Genomic DNA, 15,724 nt, shown 5'->3' with positions numbered 1-15,724 from the left:
CCGCGCCGCAAGTGTTGCGCACCCGTCAGGTCCGGATGTCCGCGCCGAGTCCCGGGGATGAACAGAATGACCGCAACGCTGACTGGCGTTGAGACCTGGTTCACATTGTGGGCATGGACACCGCCACCACCATCGCGCGGCCCCGGCGCCGGGACCGCACCCACTACCTCTACATCGCGGTCATCGTCGCCGCGATCGCCGGCGTCGTCGTCGGCTTCGTCGCCCCGGAGTTCGGCAAGGCGCTGAAGCCGCTCGGGACCGGCTTCATCGCGCTGATCAAGATGATGATCAGCCCGGTCATCTTCTGCACGATCGTCCTCGGTGTCGGATCCGTCCGGCAGGCGGCGAAGGTCGGCAAGGTGGGCGGCCTCGCGCTCGGCTACTTCCTGCTGATGTCGACCGTCGCCCTCGCCATCGGCCTGGTGGTCGGCAACCTGATCCAGCCCGGCGCCGGGCTGAGCCTCGGCGCGGAGACGGCCGGCGCCGGCCAGGCGGCGGCGGACGGGGAGAGCGGCGGCACGGTCGACTTCCTGCTCGGGGTCATTCCGACCTCGCTGCTCTCGGCGCTCACCGAGGGGGAGGTGCTGCAGACGCTGCTGGTCGCCCTCCTGGTCGGGTTCGCGGTCCAGGCCCTCGGCACCCGCGGCGAGCCGGTCCTGCGGGCGGTCGGCGTGATCCAGCGGCTGGTCTTCAAGGTCCTCGCGATGATCATGTGGGTCGCCCCGGTCGGCGCCTTCGGCGCGATGGCGGCCGTGGTGGGCGCCACCGGGCTGGACGCGCTGAAGAGCCTGGCGCAGATCATGCTCGGCTTCTACGCCACCTGCCTGGTCTTCGTGTTCGTGGTGCTCGGCGCGCTGCTGTGGTTCGTGGCGCGGATCAACATCCTCAGCCTGCTGCGGTACCTGGGCCGGGAGTTCCTGCTGATCGTGTCGACCTCGTCGTCGGAGTCGGCGCTGCCGCGGCTGATCGCCAAGATGGAGCACGTCGGGATCAGCCGGCCGGTCGTCGGCATCACCGTGCCGACCGGCTACTCCTTCAACCTGGACGGCACCGCCATCTACCTGACGATGGCCGCGCTCTTCGTCGCCGACGCGATGGGCAAGCCGATGGCGATCGGTGAGCAGATCGGCCTGCTGGTCTTCATGGTCATCGCGTCCAAGGGGGCCGCCGGCGTCACCGGCGCCGGCCTGGCGACCCTGGCCGGCGGGCTCCAGTCCCACCGTCCGGACCTGCTCGACGGCGTCGGGCTGATCGTCGGCATCGACCGGTTCATGTCCGAGGCCCGCGCGCTGACCAACTTCGCCGGCAACGCGGTCGCCACGGTCCTGATCGGCACCTGGACCGGGGAGTTCGACCGGACCCAGGCACGGGCGGTGCTGAGCGGGGAACGGCCGTTCGACGAGGCCAGCATGCTCGACGAGGACGACGAGCGGCCCGAGCCGGCGGATCGGTCGGACCGGCCGGAGCCGGCGCTGACCGGCGCCACGGCCTGAGTCCGGCCGCACCGCCCCGGGCGCCGGCCGGACGGGGTCCGGCCGGCGCGCGGTCGTCGCGAAGGGGCCGTCCGCCGACGGCGGGTGGGCCCCTTTGCTCATCGGCGCACGGTTCGCGGACGGGCCGGGCCAGGAGTGTGGAATTGGCGCTGCCCCGCCGCCGGTCGCGATCGCTAGCGTCGTCGGCGTGGAGATCGAACAGGCACGGAAGCTCTGGCAGCCCCAGCCGGGCTGGTTGAACACGGCGAGCTACGGGCTGCCGCCCGACCCGGCGTGGGAGGCGTTGCAGGAGGCGCTGGCCGGCTGGCGCGTCGGGCGCATGGCGTGGGAGAGCTGGGACACCTCCACCTCGCGCACCCGCGCCGCGTTCGCCCGCCTGGCCGGGGTGGCCGCCGGGGACGTGGCGATCGGCAGCACGGCGTCGCAGCTGGTCGCGCCGGTGGCGGCCGCGCTGCCGGCGGGCGCGACCGTGGTGGTCCCCGAGGTCGAGTTCACCTCCAACCTCTTCCCCTGGCTGGTGCAGGAGCAGCGCGGGGTCCGCGTCCGCACGGTCCCCCTGGCCGGTCTCGTCGACGCGATCGACGCCGACACCGACCTCGTCGCGTTCAGCCTGGTGCAGTCGTCCGACGGCACGGTGGCCCCGTACGAGGAGATCGTGGCCGCCGCCCGCGCGCACGACGCCCTCGTGGCGGTCGACGCCACCCAGGCGTGCGGCTGGCTCCCGTTCGACGCCGGGCTCGCCGACGCGGTGGTGGTCGCCGCGTACAAGTGGTTGATGGCGCCGCGCGGGGTGGCCCTGGCGTACTACGCGCCGGAGCTGCGCGACCGGATGCGCCCCGACGCCGCCTGCTGGTACGCCGGCGCCGACCCGCACGCCGCCTACTACGGCCCGCCGCTGCGGCTGGCCGACGACGCGCGACGGTTCGACATCTCCCCGGCCTGGTTCAGCTGGGTCGGCGCCGCCCCGGCCCTGGAACTGCTGGCGGAGATCGGTGTGCCGGCGGTCCACGCCCACGACGTCGCGCTGGCCAACCGGTTCCTCACCGGGCTGGGCCGGCCGCCGGGGGACAGCGCGATCGTCACCGTGGAGGTGCCGGGCGCGCAGGAGAAGCTGGAACGCGCCGGCGTGCGGGCCGCGGTCCGGGCCGGCCGGGTCCGGGCGTCCTTCCACCTCTACTCCACCGTCGAGGACGTCGATCTGGCCCTCGACGCCCTCGCGGCGTGAGCCATCCGGCCGCCACGCAGCGCCGAATCACCGCCGGCACGGCGTGACCTGTCACCGGCCGGCGGGATGTGGGCGGCCCACGCCGGGACGGGCGGGAGCGCACACAGTCACTTCCCTCAATGACCCGGGCTGGGGTCGGGGTGGCGGCCGGGCCCGGTTCGGTGCCGGGGATTATGTGGGCCGTCAACATGGCTGCGTTCGCCGGCCCGGCCGTAGGTTTCCTGCACGCGACGGCCCTGTGACCACGGTCACCGAACCGGACGTCGCGGCAGAACTGCGGAGGATGTGGCGATGGCCGGGCAAGCGCTCCTGTCGGCTCGCGGGCTGACCCGCGACTTCCGGGGTTTCCGGGCGGTCGACGGTGTCGACCTCGACGTCGCGGCGGACAGCGTGCACGCGCTGGTCGGCCCGAACGGCGCCGGCAAGACGACCCTGTTCAACCTGCTCACCGGCTTCCTCCCGCCCACCGGCGGGCGGATCGAGCTGGCCGGCCGGGACATCACCGGGCTGGCGCCGGAGCAGGTGGCCCGCCTCGGCGTGGCCCGCTCGTTCCAGATCACCAGCCTCTTCCCGCAGCTGTCCGCGCGGGAGCACGTCGTGCTGGCGTTGCAGAGCTCGAGCGGGCTGGGCTGGCGGTTCTGGCGGTCGGCGAAGCTCATGCGGCGCTACACCGACCGGGCCGCCGAACTGTTGGACATGGTCGGCCTCGCCGACCTGGCCGAGGCGCCCGCCGAGGCCCTGGCGTACGGGCGCAAGCGGGCCCTGGAGCTCGCGATCGCCCTCGCCCTCGACCCGAAGGTGCTGCTGCTGGACGAGCCGACCGCCGGCATGGGCCTCGAGGACGTCGACCGCACCGTCGACCTGATCGGCCGGGTCCGGCAGGGCCGGACCGTCGTGATGGTCGAGCACAACATGAGCGTCGTCGGGCGGCTGGCCGACACCGTCACGGTCCTGCAGGCCGGCAAGGTCCTGGTCGAGGGCCCGTACGAGCAGGTCCGCACCGACGAGCGCGTGATCACCGCCTACCTGGGAGCCGCTGATGCTGCGCATTGAGAACCTGTCCGCCTGGTACGGCGAGGCGCAGGTGCTGCGGGAGGTCGGCCTGGAGGTGAAGGCCGGCGAGGTGGTGACGCTCGTCGGCCGCAACGGCGCCGGCAAGTCCACGCTGCTGCGCTGCGTCATGGGCCTGCACGCGGGTCTTCGGGGGACCGTCGAGCTGGACGGACGCGACGTCAGCAAGCTGCCGGCGCACAAGCGGGCGCGGCTGGGGCTCGGCTGGGTGCCGGACGACCGGGGCAGCTACGCCACGCTGACGGTGACGGAGAACCTGACCCTGCCGCCGACGGTGGGGCCGGACCCGTGGTCGCTGGAGCGGGTGTACGAGGCGTTCCCCGCCCTCTACGAGCGGCGCGACTCGGCCGCCACCATGCTCTCCGGCGGCGAGCAGCAGATGCTGGCGCTGGCCCGGGTGCTGCGGATGGGCGCCCGGCTGCTGCTCTGCGACGAACCGACCGAGGGGCTCTCGCCCCTGCTCGTGCAGCAGGTCGGCGACCTCCTGCGCGAGGCCAAGAAGCACGGCGTGACCGTGCTGCTGGTCGAGCAGAACCTGCACTTCGCCACCGGCGTCGCCGACCGGCACTACCTGCTGGCCGAGGGACGCATCGCGGAGGCGATGGACAACTCCGAGGTGCGGTCGCGGGAACGCGAACTGCTGTCGTACCTCGGTATCTGATTTCTCTTCTGACGACCGACCCCGCGCGGCGCGCGGACGAAAGGGATGAGCATGCGTAGGACGGTGGGTGTGGCCGCCGCGTCGGCGGCCGCGATGATGGTGGTCGCCGGCTGCGGCGGCGGTGGTCCCCAGTCGGGCGGCGACGAGAAGCTGACCGGGGGCAAAATCGTGCTGGGCGTGCTCAACGACCAGTCCGGCGCGTACTCGGAGCTGTCCGGCAAGAACTCGGTCAAGGCCGTGGAGATGGCCATCGCCGACTTCAAGGCGAAGCACGGCGACAAGGCGGTCGCGAAGGACATCACCGTGGAGACCGCCGACCACCAGAACAAGCCGGACGTGGCCAACAGCAAGGCCCAGGAGATGTACGACCGTCAGGGCGCCGACATCATCCTCGACGTGCCCACCTCGTCGGCGGCGCTGCGGGTGGCCGACGTGGCGAAGGCGAAGAAGAAGCTCTACTTCAACATCGGCGCGGCGACCACCGACCTGACCGGCAAGAGCTGCAACAAGTACACGTTCCACTACGCGTACGACACGTACATGCTGGCCAACGGCACCGGGAAGACCACGACCGAGCAGGTCGGCAAGAACTGGTACATCCTCTACCCGAACTACGCCTTCGGTCAGGACATGGAGAAGAGCTTCTCCACCGCGATCACCGCCGCCGGCGGCAAGGTCGTCGGCAAGGACGGGGCGCCCTTCCCGAACACCAGCGGGGACTTCTCCACGTTCCTGCTCAAGGCGCCGACGCTGAACCCGAAGCCGGACGTGCTCGGCACCATGCAGGCCGGCGCGGAGCTGGTCAACGTGGTCAAGCAGTACAACGAGTTCAAGCTCCGGGAGAAGGGCGTCGGGCTGGCCGTCGGGCTGATGTTCATCACCGACATCCACTCGCTCACCCCGGCGGCGCTGGCCGGCACCACCTACACCGACGCCTGGTACTGGAACTTCGACCAGCAGAACCGTGAGTTCGCCGACCGGTTCCAGAAGGAGACCGGCACCCGGCCGTCGTTCGCGCACGCGGCCAACTACTCGGCGGCGATGCAGTACCTGGAGGCCGTGCAGGCCGCCGGCACCGACGACGCCGACACGGTGGTCAAGGAGCTGGAGGGCAAGGAGGTCAACGACGTCTTCCTGCGTAATGGCAAGATCCGCGCCGAGGACCACCGGGTGATCCACGACGCGTACCTGGCCCAGGTGAAGCCGCAGTCCGAGGTCACCGAGCCGTGGGACTACGTGAAGGTCCTGAAGACCATCCCGGCCGCGGAGGCCTTCCGTACCCCGTCCCCGGACTGCAAGCTGTGACCGGTTTTCTCCAGAACACGTTCAACGGGTTGGTGAGCGGGGCGTTCTACGCCCTGCTCGCCCTCGGGCTCGCGGTCATCTTCGGCATGCTCCGTGTGGTCAACTTCGCCCACGGCGCGTTCTACATGCTCGGTGCGTTCGGCGCGTACGTGCTGCTCACCGAGGCGGGCGTGCCGTTCTGGGCGGCCCTGGTGATCATGCCGCTGGGGCTCGCGCTGATCGGCATGGCCCTCGAACGGGCCTTCATCCACCGGCTCACCCGGCTCGACCCGCTCTACAACTTCCTGCTCACCTTCGGCCTCACCCTGATCCTCCAGGACCTGGTGAAGCTCCAGTACGGCGTGCAGTCCAGCCCGTACGAGACCCCGTCCGCGCTGAGCGGGTCGGTGGACTTCGGGCTCTTCGACTTCCCGACGTACCGGGTGTTCATCCTCGGCTTCGCGGTGGCGGTCTGCGTCGGCGTCTGGTGGGCGCTGACCCGCACCCGGGTCGGCATGGTGGTCCGCGCGTCGACCGAGCGGCCGGAGCTGACCCGTGCGTTCGGCATCAACGTCGGGCGCTGGGTCACCCCCGTGTTCGGCTTCGGCATCGGGCTGGCCGGGCTGGCCGGCGTGCTGGCCGCGCCGATGCGGGCGGTGAACCCGCTGATGGGCGCCGATCTCATCATCGTGGTCTTCGCCGTGGTGGTGATCGGCGGACTGGGCTCGATCTTCGGCTCGGTCGCCGCCGGCTTCGGCATCGGCCTGGTGCAGGCGTGGGGCGAGGCGTACCTGTCCGCCTTCCCGATCGTGTCCCAGACGATCGTCTTCATCGTGATGGCCGCCGTGCTGCTCTGGCGCCCGGCTGGGCTGTTCGGCCGTGAGGAGGCACCGGCATGACGAGCACCGTGGACACCAAGGCGGGCGCCTCCCGCCCTTCCGTACCGTCCGGGCTGGTCACCGTCGCCCGCGCCCCCGGCTGGGTCCGGTACGCGCTGCTCGCGGCGGCTCTGGTGGTGGCGCTGTGGCTGCCCAACGGCCTCTACCCGGCGGTCGCGGTGGACATCCTCTGCTGGGCGCTCTTCGCCGTAGCGGTGGACCTGCTGCTCGGCTTCACCGGGCTGATGTCCTTCGGGCACGCCGCGTTCTGGGGAGCGTCGGCGTACGTGACCGGCCTGGTGGCGATCCACGTCGGCCTGCCGTTCCCGGTGGCCGTGCTCGCCGGGGCGCTCGCCGCGGCGGTCCTCGCCGTGCCGATCGGCTACCTGGCGGTCAAGCGGACCGGCATCTACTTCGCCATGGTCACCCTGGCCTTCGCGCAGATGGTCTACTACGTCGCCAACGAGTGGCGGTCGGTGACCCAGGGCGAGAACGGCCTCCAGGGCGTGCCGCGGGAACTGTTCGGGCTGGACCTCAGCGACGACTACTACTTCTACTACGCGATCCTGCCGATCGTGCTGCTCGGCCTGGCCGGCGCCTGGCGGATCGTCCACTCGCCGTTCGGCCGGGTGCTGGTCGGCATCCGGGACAACCCGGCCCGGGCCCGCGCGCTCGGCTACCCGGTGCACCGCTACAAGTTGACCGTGTTCGTGCTCTCCGGCTTCATCGCCGGCCTCGGCGGCGGGCTGTTCGCCGTCGGCCACCGCTTCGTCTCGCTGGAGGTCCTGCACTGGACCACCTCCGGCAAGGCGGTGATCGTGGTGGTGCTCGGCGGGATCGGCACCCTCTGGGGCGGCGTGCTCGGCGCGGGCATCGTCGTCCGCCTGGAGGACTGGCTGTCGTTCTCCGGCTTCGAGACGATCGGGCTGGTCACCGGCGGCATCTTCGTCCTCGTCGTGTTGCTGTTCCGGCGCGGCATCTGGGGTACGGCCTCCGCGCTGGCCCTGCGCTGGTGGGCGTCCCGCCGGAAGTGAGCCGTCCCCGCACGTTGCCCGTCCGCTGGCGTGAGTGACGGCGAACACATCAGATACGGATCGGTTCCGTATCGTTAATCAGGTGCCTAGGCTGAGCCCAGTTACGAGTCTGACCCGTATCGAAACGGGAAACCGGGGAAAGCCGCAGATGCCACCAGACGAGAACACCGGACACCCAAGGAGGTGGGCGATCCTCGGCGTGCTGGTGATCAGCCTGCTCGTGGTCGTCCTCGACAACACCATCCTGAACGTCGCGCTGCGGACGCTCGCCGACCCGGTGCACGGGCTCGGCGCCACCCAGGGCGAGCTGGAATGGTCGATCAACTCCTACACGCTGGTCTTCGCCGGGCTGCTCTTCACCTTCGGCGTGCTCGGCGACCGCGCCGGGCGGCGCCGCTTCCTGCTGATCGGGCTGGCGCTCTTCGGGCTCGCGTCGCTGCTGTCGGCGTACGCGCAGAGCCCCGCGCAGCTGATCGCGGCCCGCGCCCTGATGGGGGTCGGCGGCGCGGCCATCATGCCGGTGACCCTCTCGATCATCTCCAACGTGTTCGATCCCCGGGAGCGGGCCCGGGCGATCGGGGTCTGGGCCGGCGCGGTCGGGCTGGCGGTCGCGATCGGCCCGGTGCTCGGCGGCGCCCTGCTGGAGACCTTCTGGTGGGGATCGGTCTTCCTGATCAACGTGCCGGTCGTCGCGCTCGGCCTGGTCCTGGTCACCCTGCTGGTGCCCGAGTCCCGCGACCCGAACCCGGGCCGGGTCGACCTGGTGGGCGTCGTGCTCTCCGTGGTCGGCCTGGTCGCGCTCTCCTACGGCATCATCGACGGCGGTGAGCACGGCTTCGGTCGGCCGGTGGTGTGGGCGTCGATCCTCGGCGGGCTGGCGGTGCTCACCACGTTCGTCCTGGCCGAGCGGCGCAGCGACCACCCCTCGCTGGACGTCCGGCTGTTCCGGGTGCCGCGCTTCGCCGCTCCGGTCGCAATGATCGGGCTGGTCTTCTTCGCCGCCATGGGCGTGATGTTCTTCAGCTCCTTCTACCTGCAACTGGTCCGGGGCTACAGCCCGTTGGAGACCGGCCTGCTGTTCCTGCCCTTCGCCGCGGCCCAGCTCGCCTTCGCGCCGCGCAGCGCGACGATGGTGCAGCGGTACGGCGCCAAGGCCGTCTCCGCGGTCGGGCTGACGCTGACCACGCTCGCGCTCGCGGCGTTCGCGGTCGTCGACGCGTCGACCCCGATCTGGGCGGTCGCGGTGGTCTTCTTCGTCCAGGGCGTCGGGATGGCCAACATCATGCCGCCGGCCATGGAGTCGATCATGTCGGCGGTGCCCCGGGAGAAGGCCGGGGTCGGCTCGGCGGTCAGCAACACCGTCCGGCAGGTGGGCGGCGCGCTCGGCGTCGCCGTGCTCGGTGCGGTGCTCTCCGCGGTCTACCGCGCCGACGTCGACGGCGCGCTCCGGGAGCTGCCCGCCGGAGCGCGGGAGACCGCCGGCGAGTCCATCTCCGGGGCGTACGCCGCCGCGACGCAGGCCGGCCCCGCGGCGCCACAACTCATCGCGGTGGCCAACGACGCGTTCGTCGCGGCGATGCACGCGGCGGCCGTCGGGTCGGCGGTGGTCGCCGGGCTCGGCATCCTGGTCGCGCTGCGCTGGATGCCCGGCCGGCCGGCCGCCCCGGCGGCCACGCCGACCGGCGAACCCGAGTTGGCCGGGACCGCGTAGGTTCGGGGACAATGTCCGCCATGACCTCCACCGCCGACGCTCCGCGGCCGCCCGGTCGGCCGCGGAGCGTCCGCGCGGACGAAGCCATCATCGAGGCCACCCTGGACCTGCTCGCCGAGGGCAGCACCATCGAGGCGATCTCGGTCGAGGCCATCGCCGCCCGGGCCGGGGTCGGCAAGGCCACGATCTACCGCCGCTGGCCGGGCAAGGACGCGCTGCTGCGCGACGCCCTGCGTACGCTCAAGGGCGGTCTCCCCGAGCTCGGCGGCCGCTCGGTCCGCGACGACCTGGTGCTGCTGCTCGGCGCGGTCGGCCACAACATCGACCCCCGCGCCGCGCGGATCATGCCCTGCCTGGTGCCCGAGATGAACCGGCGCCCGGAGCAGTACGAGCTCTACCAGAACATCATCGAGCCCCGCCGGGCGCTGATGCGCGAGGTGCTGCGACGGGGGGTCCGCACCGGCGAGCTCCGCCCCGACCTCGACATCGAAGTCACCCTGGCGATGCTCACCGGACCCCTGCTGGTGCAGCGGATGCTGCGCTGGCACCCGGACCTCGACGAGACGACCCTGCCCGACAAGATCGTCGACGGGGTCCTGGAGGGCATCCGGGCCCGCTGACCGCAGCGGGTCCGCCCGTCGTCGGCGCGGTCGGCGGGCCCGGAGGCCCTCCGGGGGCTCAGCCGATCGGGTGGCGCAGGCGGTGCAGCCGCAGCGCGAGCTGCACCTCCAGCGCCCGCTCCGGCCGCTGCCAGTCCGCCCCGAGCAGCTGCCCCACCCGCTCCAGGCGTTGGGTGACCGTGTTGACGTGCACGTGCAACTGCTCCGCCGCGCGGGCCAGGCTGCCGCCCACCCCGAAGTACGCCTCCAGCGTCTTCACCAGCGCGGTGCCCCGGCGGGCGTCGTAGTCGACCACCGCGCCGACGGTGGCGTCCAGGAACCGGGCCACGTCCTTGTCACCGCCGTCGCCCACCGCGCCCAGCAGCAGCCCGACGAAGCCCAGCTCGTCGGTGCTGGCGCCCTGCCCGGCCCGGCCGAGCGCGCCCAACGCGGTCAGGCAGCGGTCCGCCTCGCGGAAGGTGCCGGCCAGCGAGGCCGGGCCGGTGGACGGGCCGCTCGCCCCGGCGGTCACCGGCCGCCCGGTGATCCGGGACAGGTCGCGCGCCACCGCACGGGCCGCACCACCCGCGTCCTTGCCGGGCAGCATCAGCACCACCCGGCCGTCCCGCGCCGCCGCCAGCCCACCCCGGGTCGAGGCGTACGTGGTGGCCCAGGACAGCACGCGCAGCCGGGCCGAGCCGGTCGCGGCGATCGCGTCGTCGCCGACGCAGACGAGCACGTGCGGGGCGTCCAGGTCCACGCCGAGCCGGCGCGCCCGGCTGCGCAGCGCGTCGGTGTCCCGCAGCGGGCGGGCGATCAGGTCGTCGAGCAGTTCGCCGCGGACCCGCCCCTCCGCCTCGGCGACCGTCCGCCGGAACAGCAGCAGCAGCGCGGTCACCAGGGACGCCCGCTCCAGGATCCGCTGGTCGGCGTCGACCAGTTCCCCGTCCGGACGCAGCACCAGCGCGCCCAGGTTCTCCGCGCCGGCCACCACCGCCGCGTACCAGAGCGGACCCCGGCGGACGCTGCGCCCCTCCGTACGCGACGCCGCCACCGCCTCCACCATGTCCGCCCGGTCCGGCTCCTCTATCTCACCCACCCGGGCCAGCAGCCGGCCCTCGGCGTCCAGCGCCAGCAGGGCACCGCCGAGCACCTCCGTCACGGCGGCCGCGACGTCCTCCACCCCGCCGCCGCGCAGCACGAGCGCGGTCATCCGGTCGTGGGCCGCCGCGGCCCGCTCCACCGAGGTGCTGTGCGCCCGGATGGTGGTGTTCGCCGCCGACAGCTCCTCCAGCGCCGAGCGGGTCTCGGCGAGCAGCCGGGCCGTGTCGATCGCCACCGCGGCGTGCGCGGCGAGGGAGACCAGGAGCGCGACCTCCTCCCGGGCGAACGGCCGGGCCGAGCGGTTGGCCGCGTAGAGCACGCCGATCGAGGTCGACCCGAGCCGCAGCGGCACCCCGAGGATCGCCACCAGGCCCTCCTCGCCCACCCCGGCGTCGATCTCCCCGGTGTGGTGGAACCGTTCGTCCTCCGGGTAGTTCGCGGTGGCGTACGGGGTGCCGCTCTGGGCCACCAGCCCGCCCAGGCCGGCGCCCATCGGCAGCCGCAGTCGCTGGAAACGCGCCGAGATCGAGCCGTCGGTGACCCGCATGTACGTGTCGCCGTGCTCCTCGTCGTTGAGCGTCATGTAGGCCACGTCGGTGCCGAGCAGGCTCCGGGCCCGGTGCACGATCGCCCGCAGCACGTCGTCCAGGTCGCGCAGCCCGGCCAGGTCGCTGGCCGTGTCGTACAGGCCGGAGAGCTCGATCTCCCGGCGGCGCCGGCGCTCCAGCAGCGCGCGGACCCGCAGCGCCACCGTCTTGGCCTGCTCCAGCTCCGCCAGCCGGTCGGCGGGCAGGCCGGCGGCGCGCGCGGCGACCAGCGGACCCTCGAACTCGACCGCGGCCGCCTCCCGCGCGAGCAGCTCCAGGAACTCCACCGGCGACGACATGAGCGACATTGTGCGCGACGCCACTAGTTCGCCGTCCAGCCCCCGTCGAGGGCGATCGACGCGCCGGTGATGAAGGCCGCCGGCGGGGAGCAGAGGTACGCGACCAGTTCGGCGACCTCCTCCGGCTCGATCAGCCGCTTGATCGCCGCCCGGGCCAGCATGATCCGCTCGACGACCTCGGTCTCCGGGATGCCGTGGGTGGCCGCCTGGTCGGCGATCTGGCTCTCCACCAGCGCGGTGCGCACGTACGCCGGGTTGATGCAGTTGGCGGTGACGCCGTGCGCCGCGGCCTCCAGCGCGACCACCTTCGACAGGCCCTCCAGGGCGTGCTTCGCCGACACGTACGCCGCCTTGTAGGGGGAGGCGCGCAACCCGTGCACGGAGGAGATGTTGACGATGCGGCCCCAGCCCCTGGCGTACATGTGCGGCAGCGCCCGGCGGATGATCAGGAACGGCGCCTCCACCATCACCCGGTGCAGGTACTCGAAGCGTTCGACGGAGAACTCCTGCACCGGCGCGACGTGCTGGAGGCCGGCGTTGTTCACCACGATGTCGATGTCGGCGTCGAGCCGCCCCACCGCCTCCGGGTCGGCCAGGTCGATCCCCTCGGCGCGCCCGCCGACCTCCGCGGCGACCGCCTTGGCCGCCTCCACGTTGCGGTCCACCACCAGGACGTTGGCGCCGGCCGCGCCGAGCCGAAGGGCACACGCCCGCCCGATGCCACTGCCGCCCCCGGTCACCAGGGCGGTACGACCTGCGAGGTCGACGTGTACGACGTGGGGGACCGCCACGGGTTCTACCGTCATGGCGCAAGAAACTACGAGCTGTGTGGCCGGGCGCACATGGGGCCGCGACACATACTCGCCCCACAGTGTGTGTGGCGGGGCGCCCATGTGCACGCCTGTCCGGCCTCGATCCGCTGACCGCGACAGTGCGGTCCGGGCCCGCCGGTCCGGACACCGGCCGGTGCGCGATCGACGTGGCCCCCGCGGGTGTCGGAGGGTGGTGGGAGGCTCGCCGGGTCGTTGGGCGGCGAAGGGGAGCGGATGGGCGAGGGGGAGCGGACCGGCGACGCGGAGCGGACGGGCGACGCGGGGCCGGCCGGGGCCGAGGCGTTCGAGGCGACGCTGGTGCGGTGGTCGGGGGCGGGCGGCTGGGTCTTCGCCCCGGTGCCGGCCGCGCACGCGCCGGCCGCCGCCGGGCCGTTCGGGCGGGTGCCGGTGACCGCCACCGTCGACGGCCGCACCTGGTCGACGAGTGTCTGGCGGGACCGGAAAGCCGGCTGGCTGCTCCCGGTGCCCGTCCGAGTCCGCGTCGGCAAGGACGACGGCGACCCGGTGACGGTGACGATCGAGGTCGACCCGACCCGCCGCTGACGCCTGCCTGTCCGTGCGGGGCGCGGCGTGTCCGATGGCGCGTAGCGCTGGCCGCATCGGTAGTGTGTCGAACGCATGTACTGCTGGCGGTCGGGGAGGGGGCGGCGTGCGCGTGCTCGGCATCGACCCGGGCCTGACCCGGTGCGGGGTCGGCGTCGTCGAGGGCGTGCCCGGGCGGCCCTGCGCGTTGATCGCCTACTACGTCGTCTACACCGACCCTGCCGACGAATTGCCGGTGCGGCTGCTGCACCTGGACCGGTCGCTCACCGACCTGGTCGCCGAGCACCGGCCGGACAGCGTCGCCGTCGAGCGGGTCTTCAGCCAGCACAACGTGCGCACGGTGATGGGCACCGCGCAGGCCAGCGGCATCGCGGTGCTCGCGGGCGCCCGCGCCGGGCTGCCGGTGCAGACGTACACGCCGAGCGAGGTGAAGGCGGCGGTGACCGGTTCCGGTCAGGCCGACAAGGCCCAGATGACCGCCATGGTGACCCGGCTGCTGCGGCTGCCCGAGCCGCCCCGCCCGGCCGACGCCGCCGACGCCCTCGCCCTGGCCATCTGCCACGTGTGGCGCGGCGGCACCCGATCGAAGCTGGCCGCCGCGGCCGACCGCGTACGACGAGGAGGAGCGCGATGATCGCCAGCGTCCGCGGCGTGGTGACCGCGACCGGTCCGGACCACGCCGTGATCGAGGTCGGCGGCGTGGGCCTGGCGGTGCAGTGCGCCCCGGGCACGATCGCCGAGCTGCGGGTCGGCCAGCCGGCCCGCCTCGCCACCAGCCTGGTCGTCCGCGAGGATTCGCTGACCCTCTACGGGTTCGCCGACGACGACGCCAAGGCCCTGTTCGAACTGTTGCAGACCGCCAGCGGGGTCGGCCCCCGGCTCGCCCAGGCCGTGCTCGCCGTGCACACCCCGGACGCGGTCCGCAAGGCCATCGCCAACGCCGACACCGCCGCGCTGACCCGCGTACCGGGCATCGGCAAGAAGGGCGCCGAGCGGCTGGTCCTGGAGCTGCGGGACCGGATCGGTCCGGTCCCGGTGGGCGTCGACGGCGCGGCCGGCGTCACCACCGGCGCCTGGCCCGAGCAGGTCCGGCAGGCCCTGGTCGGTCTCGGGTGGACGGCCGGTCAGGCCGACCAGGCGGTCGCCGCGGTGGCGGAGACCATCGACGGGGCCGTCCCGCCGGTGCCGGTCCTGCTCAAGCAGGCGATCCGACTGCTGGGTCGCACCCGGTGACCGGCGACAACCTGGTCTCGGCGTACGTCAGCGACGCGGAACGGGACGCGGAGGCCAGCGTCCGGCCGCGGCGGCTGTCTGAGTTCATCGCCCAGGACCGCGTCCGCGATCAGCTCGACCTTCTGCTCCAGGGCGCGATGCGGCGCGGTAGCCCGCCCGACCACATCCTGCTCTCGGGGCCGCCCGGCCTCGGCAAGACCAGCCTCGCCAACATCGTCGCCGCGGAACTGGGCTCGGGCATCCGCGTCACCAGCGGCCCGGCCATCGAGCGCTCCGGCGACCTGGCCGCCATCCTGACCAGCCTCGCCGAGGGCGACGTGCTCTTCATCGACGAGATCCACCGGATCGCCCGGCCGGCAGAGGAACTGCTCTACAGCGCGATGGAGGACTTCCGGGTCGACGTCGTGGTCGGCAAGGGACCCGGGGCCACCGCCATCCCGCTGGACGTGGAGCCGTTCACGCTGGTCGGCGCGACCACCCGCTCCGGCCTGCTCACCGGCCCGATGCGGGACCGGTTCGGCTTCGTCGCGCACCTGGACTTCTACGCACCGGCCGACCTGGAGACGCTGCTGCACCGCTCGGCGCGGATCCTGGGCGTGCCGATCACGGACGACGGCGCCGCCGAGATCGCCGGCCGGTCGCGGGGCACCCCCCGGATCGCCAACCGGCTGCTGCGCCGGGTCCGGGACTTCGCCGAGGTCCGGGCCGACGGCGTGGTCAACCGGGAGAACGCGCGGGCCGCCCTCACCGTGTACGACGTCGACGCGCTCGGGCTGGACCGGCTGGACCGGGCGGTGCTCAGCGCGCTGGTCGACTCGTTTCGCGGCGGCCCGGTGGGCCTGTCCACCCTCGCGGTCGCGGTGGGGGAGCAGCCGGACACGGTGGAGGAGGTGTGCGAGCCGTTCCTGGTCCGCGCCGGCCTCCTCGCCCGTACGCCGCGCGGCCGGGTCGCCACCGAGGCTGCCTGGCGGCACCTGGGGCGTACGCCGCCAAATGGTATATTTGGCACGGATGCCCCTCCCGTGCCCGATCTGTTCTCCGTGGAGCCCGATCAGCCGTGATGTGAACGTGATCTGTGCCGCATTCGGCGTTCCCAGGTGCAGGGATTAGACTCGCCGCGGTCTGTACAGGACGTGAGAATCCGCCTCCGCTCCGGCGCCCTCGTGCCG

At 72.9% G+C, this 15,724-nt stretch carries 15 protein-coding genes; 13 read left to right on the top strand and 2 right to left on the bottom strand.

All coding sequences use genetic code 11. The annotated features are described in order from the left end of the window. Window positions 1–113: 113 nt before the first annotated feature. The 9 genes from ACTMS0_RS16095 (at window position 114) to ACTMS0_RS16055 (ending at window position 9,977) form a co-directional block, all read left to right on the top strand. Window positions 114–1,493, top strand: coding sequence for a cation:dicarboxylate symporter family transporter (locus tag ACTMS0_RS16095; protein ID WP_441155997.1), 1,380 nt, complete (start codon window positions 114–116; stop codon window positions 1,491–1,493). Between the two features lie 187 nt (window positions 1,494–1,680). After that, a complete protein-coding gene (locus tag ACTMS0_RS16090) occupies window positions 1,681–2,718 on the top strand; it encodes an aminotransferase class V-fold PLP-dependent enzyme (RefSeq protein WP_441155996.1) in 1,038 nt (345 codons plus the stop codon). Window positions 2,719–3,009: 291 nt separating this feature from the next. Beyond that, entirely contained in the window at window positions 3,010–3,771 is a 762-nt protein-coding gene (locus ACTMS0_RS16085) for an ABC transporter ATP-binding protein (protein WP_441155995.1), read from the top strand. Further along, on the top strand, window positions 3,758–4,450 hold the full coding sequence (locus ACTMS0_RS16080; RefSeq protein WP_441155994.1) for an ABC transporter ATP-binding protein: 693 nt from the start codon (window positions 3,758–3,760) through the stop codon (window positions 4,448–4,450). Before ACTMS0_RS16085 ends, ACTMS0_RS16080 begins: the two co-directional genes overlap by 14 nt. A gap of 45 nt (window positions 4,451–4,495) precedes the next feature. After that, window positions 4,496–5,755, top strand: a complete 1,260-nt coding sequence (locus ACTMS0_RS16075) for an ABC transporter substrate-binding protein (protein ID WP_441155993.1) — start codon at window positions 4,496–4,498, stop codon at window positions 5,753–5,755. Continuing rightward, window positions 5,752–6,633, top strand: coding sequence for a branched-chain amino acid ABC transporter permease (locus ACTMS0_RS16070; protein WP_441155992.1), 882 nt, complete (start codon window positions 5,752–5,754; stop codon window positions 6,631–6,633). The genes ACTMS0_RS16075 and ACTMS0_RS16070 overlap by 4 nt, the downstream gene beginning before the upstream one ends. Continuing rightward, window positions 6,630–7,646 carry a branched-chain amino acid ABC transporter permease gene (locus ACTMS0_RS16065; RefSeq protein WP_441155991.1) on the top strand — a complete coding sequence of 339 codons (1,017 nt, stop codon included), beginning with the start codon at window positions 6,630–6,632 and terminating at the stop codon, window positions 7,644–7,646. The genes ACTMS0_RS16070 and ACTMS0_RS16065 overlap by 4 nt, the downstream gene beginning before the upstream one ends. 148 nt (window positions 7,647–7,794) lie before the next feature. Further along, window positions 7,795–9,357, top strand: coding sequence for an MFS transporter (locus tag ACTMS0_RS16060; RefSeq protein ID WP_441155990.1), 1,563 nt, complete (start codon window positions 7,795–7,797; stop codon window positions 9,355–9,357). A gap of 11 nt (window positions 9,358–9,368) precedes the next feature. After that, the gene (locus tag ACTMS0_RS16055) at window positions 9,369–9,977 is read left to right on the top strand and encodes a TetR/AcrR family transcriptional regulator (RefSeq protein ID WP_441155989.1); all 609 of its coding nucleotides are present in this window, start codon (window positions 9,369–9,371) and stop codon (window positions 9,975–9,977) included. A 58-nt stretch (window positions 9,978–10,035) separates the two neighbouring features. Here ACTMS0_RS16055 and ACTMS0_RS16050 read toward each other — a convergent pair whose 3' ends face one another. Both ACTMS0_RS16050 and ACTMS0_RS16045 read right to left on the bottom strand, forming a co-directional pair. After that, on the bottom strand, window positions 10,036–11,955 hold the full coding sequence (locus ACTMS0_RS16050; RefSeq protein ID WP_441155988.1) for a helix-turn-helix domain-containing protein: 1,920 nt from the start codon (window positions 11,953–11,955) through the stop codon (window positions 10,036–10,038). Between the two features lie 14 nt (window positions 11,956–11,969). Beyond that, on the bottom strand, window positions 11,970–12,752 hold the full coding sequence (locus tag ACTMS0_RS16045; RefSeq protein WP_441155987.1) for a 3-hydroxybutyrate dehydrogenase: 783 nt from the start codon (window positions 12,750–12,752) through the stop codon (window positions 11,970–11,972). A gap of 240 nt (window positions 12,753–12,992) precedes the next feature. On the opposite strand from ACTMS0_RS16045, the gene ACTMS0_RS16040 reads away from it, so the two are divergent. From ACTMS0_RS16040 to ruvB, 4 genes are all read left to right on the top strand, one after another. After that, window positions 12,993–13,322: a DUF1905 domain-containing protein gene (locus ACTMS0_RS16040; protein WP_441155986.1), complete on the top strand. Its 330-nt coding sequence runs from the start codon at window positions 12,993–12,995 to the stop codon at window positions 13,320–13,322. A gap of 106 nt (window positions 13,323–13,428) precedes the next feature. Beyond that, a complete protein-coding gene (ruvC, locus tag ACTMS0_RS16035) occupies window positions 13,429–13,956 on the top strand; it encodes a crossover junction endodeoxyribonuclease RuvC (RefSeq protein ID WP_441155985.1) in 528 nt (175 codons plus the stop codon). Continuing rightward, on the top strand, window positions 13,953–14,555 hold the full coding sequence (gene ruvA / locus ACTMS0_RS16030; protein WP_441155984.1) for a Holliday junction branch migration protein RuvA: 603 nt from the start codon (window positions 13,953–13,955) through the stop codon (window positions 14,553–14,555). The genes ruvC and ruvA overlap by 4 nt, the downstream gene beginning before the upstream one ends. Further along, window positions 14,552–15,616, top strand: coding sequence for a Holliday junction branch migration DNA helicase RuvB (gene ruvB / locus ACTMS0_RS16025; protein ID WP_441155983.1), 1,065 nt, complete (start codon window positions 14,552–14,554; stop codon window positions 15,614–15,616). Before ruvA ends, ruvB begins: the two co-directional genes overlap by 4 nt. The last annotated feature ends 108 nt before the right edge of the window (window positions 15,617–15,724 follow it).

Origin of the sequence: Micromonospora sp. H33, from assembly GCF_052068455.1 — a bacterium.
GTDB lineage: Bacteria > Actinomycetota > Actinomycetes > Mycobacteriales > Micromonosporaceae > Micromonospora.
The sequence above is the reverse complement of the archived record's forward strand: the minus strand, read 5'-3'. Positions and strand labels throughout refer to the sequence as shown.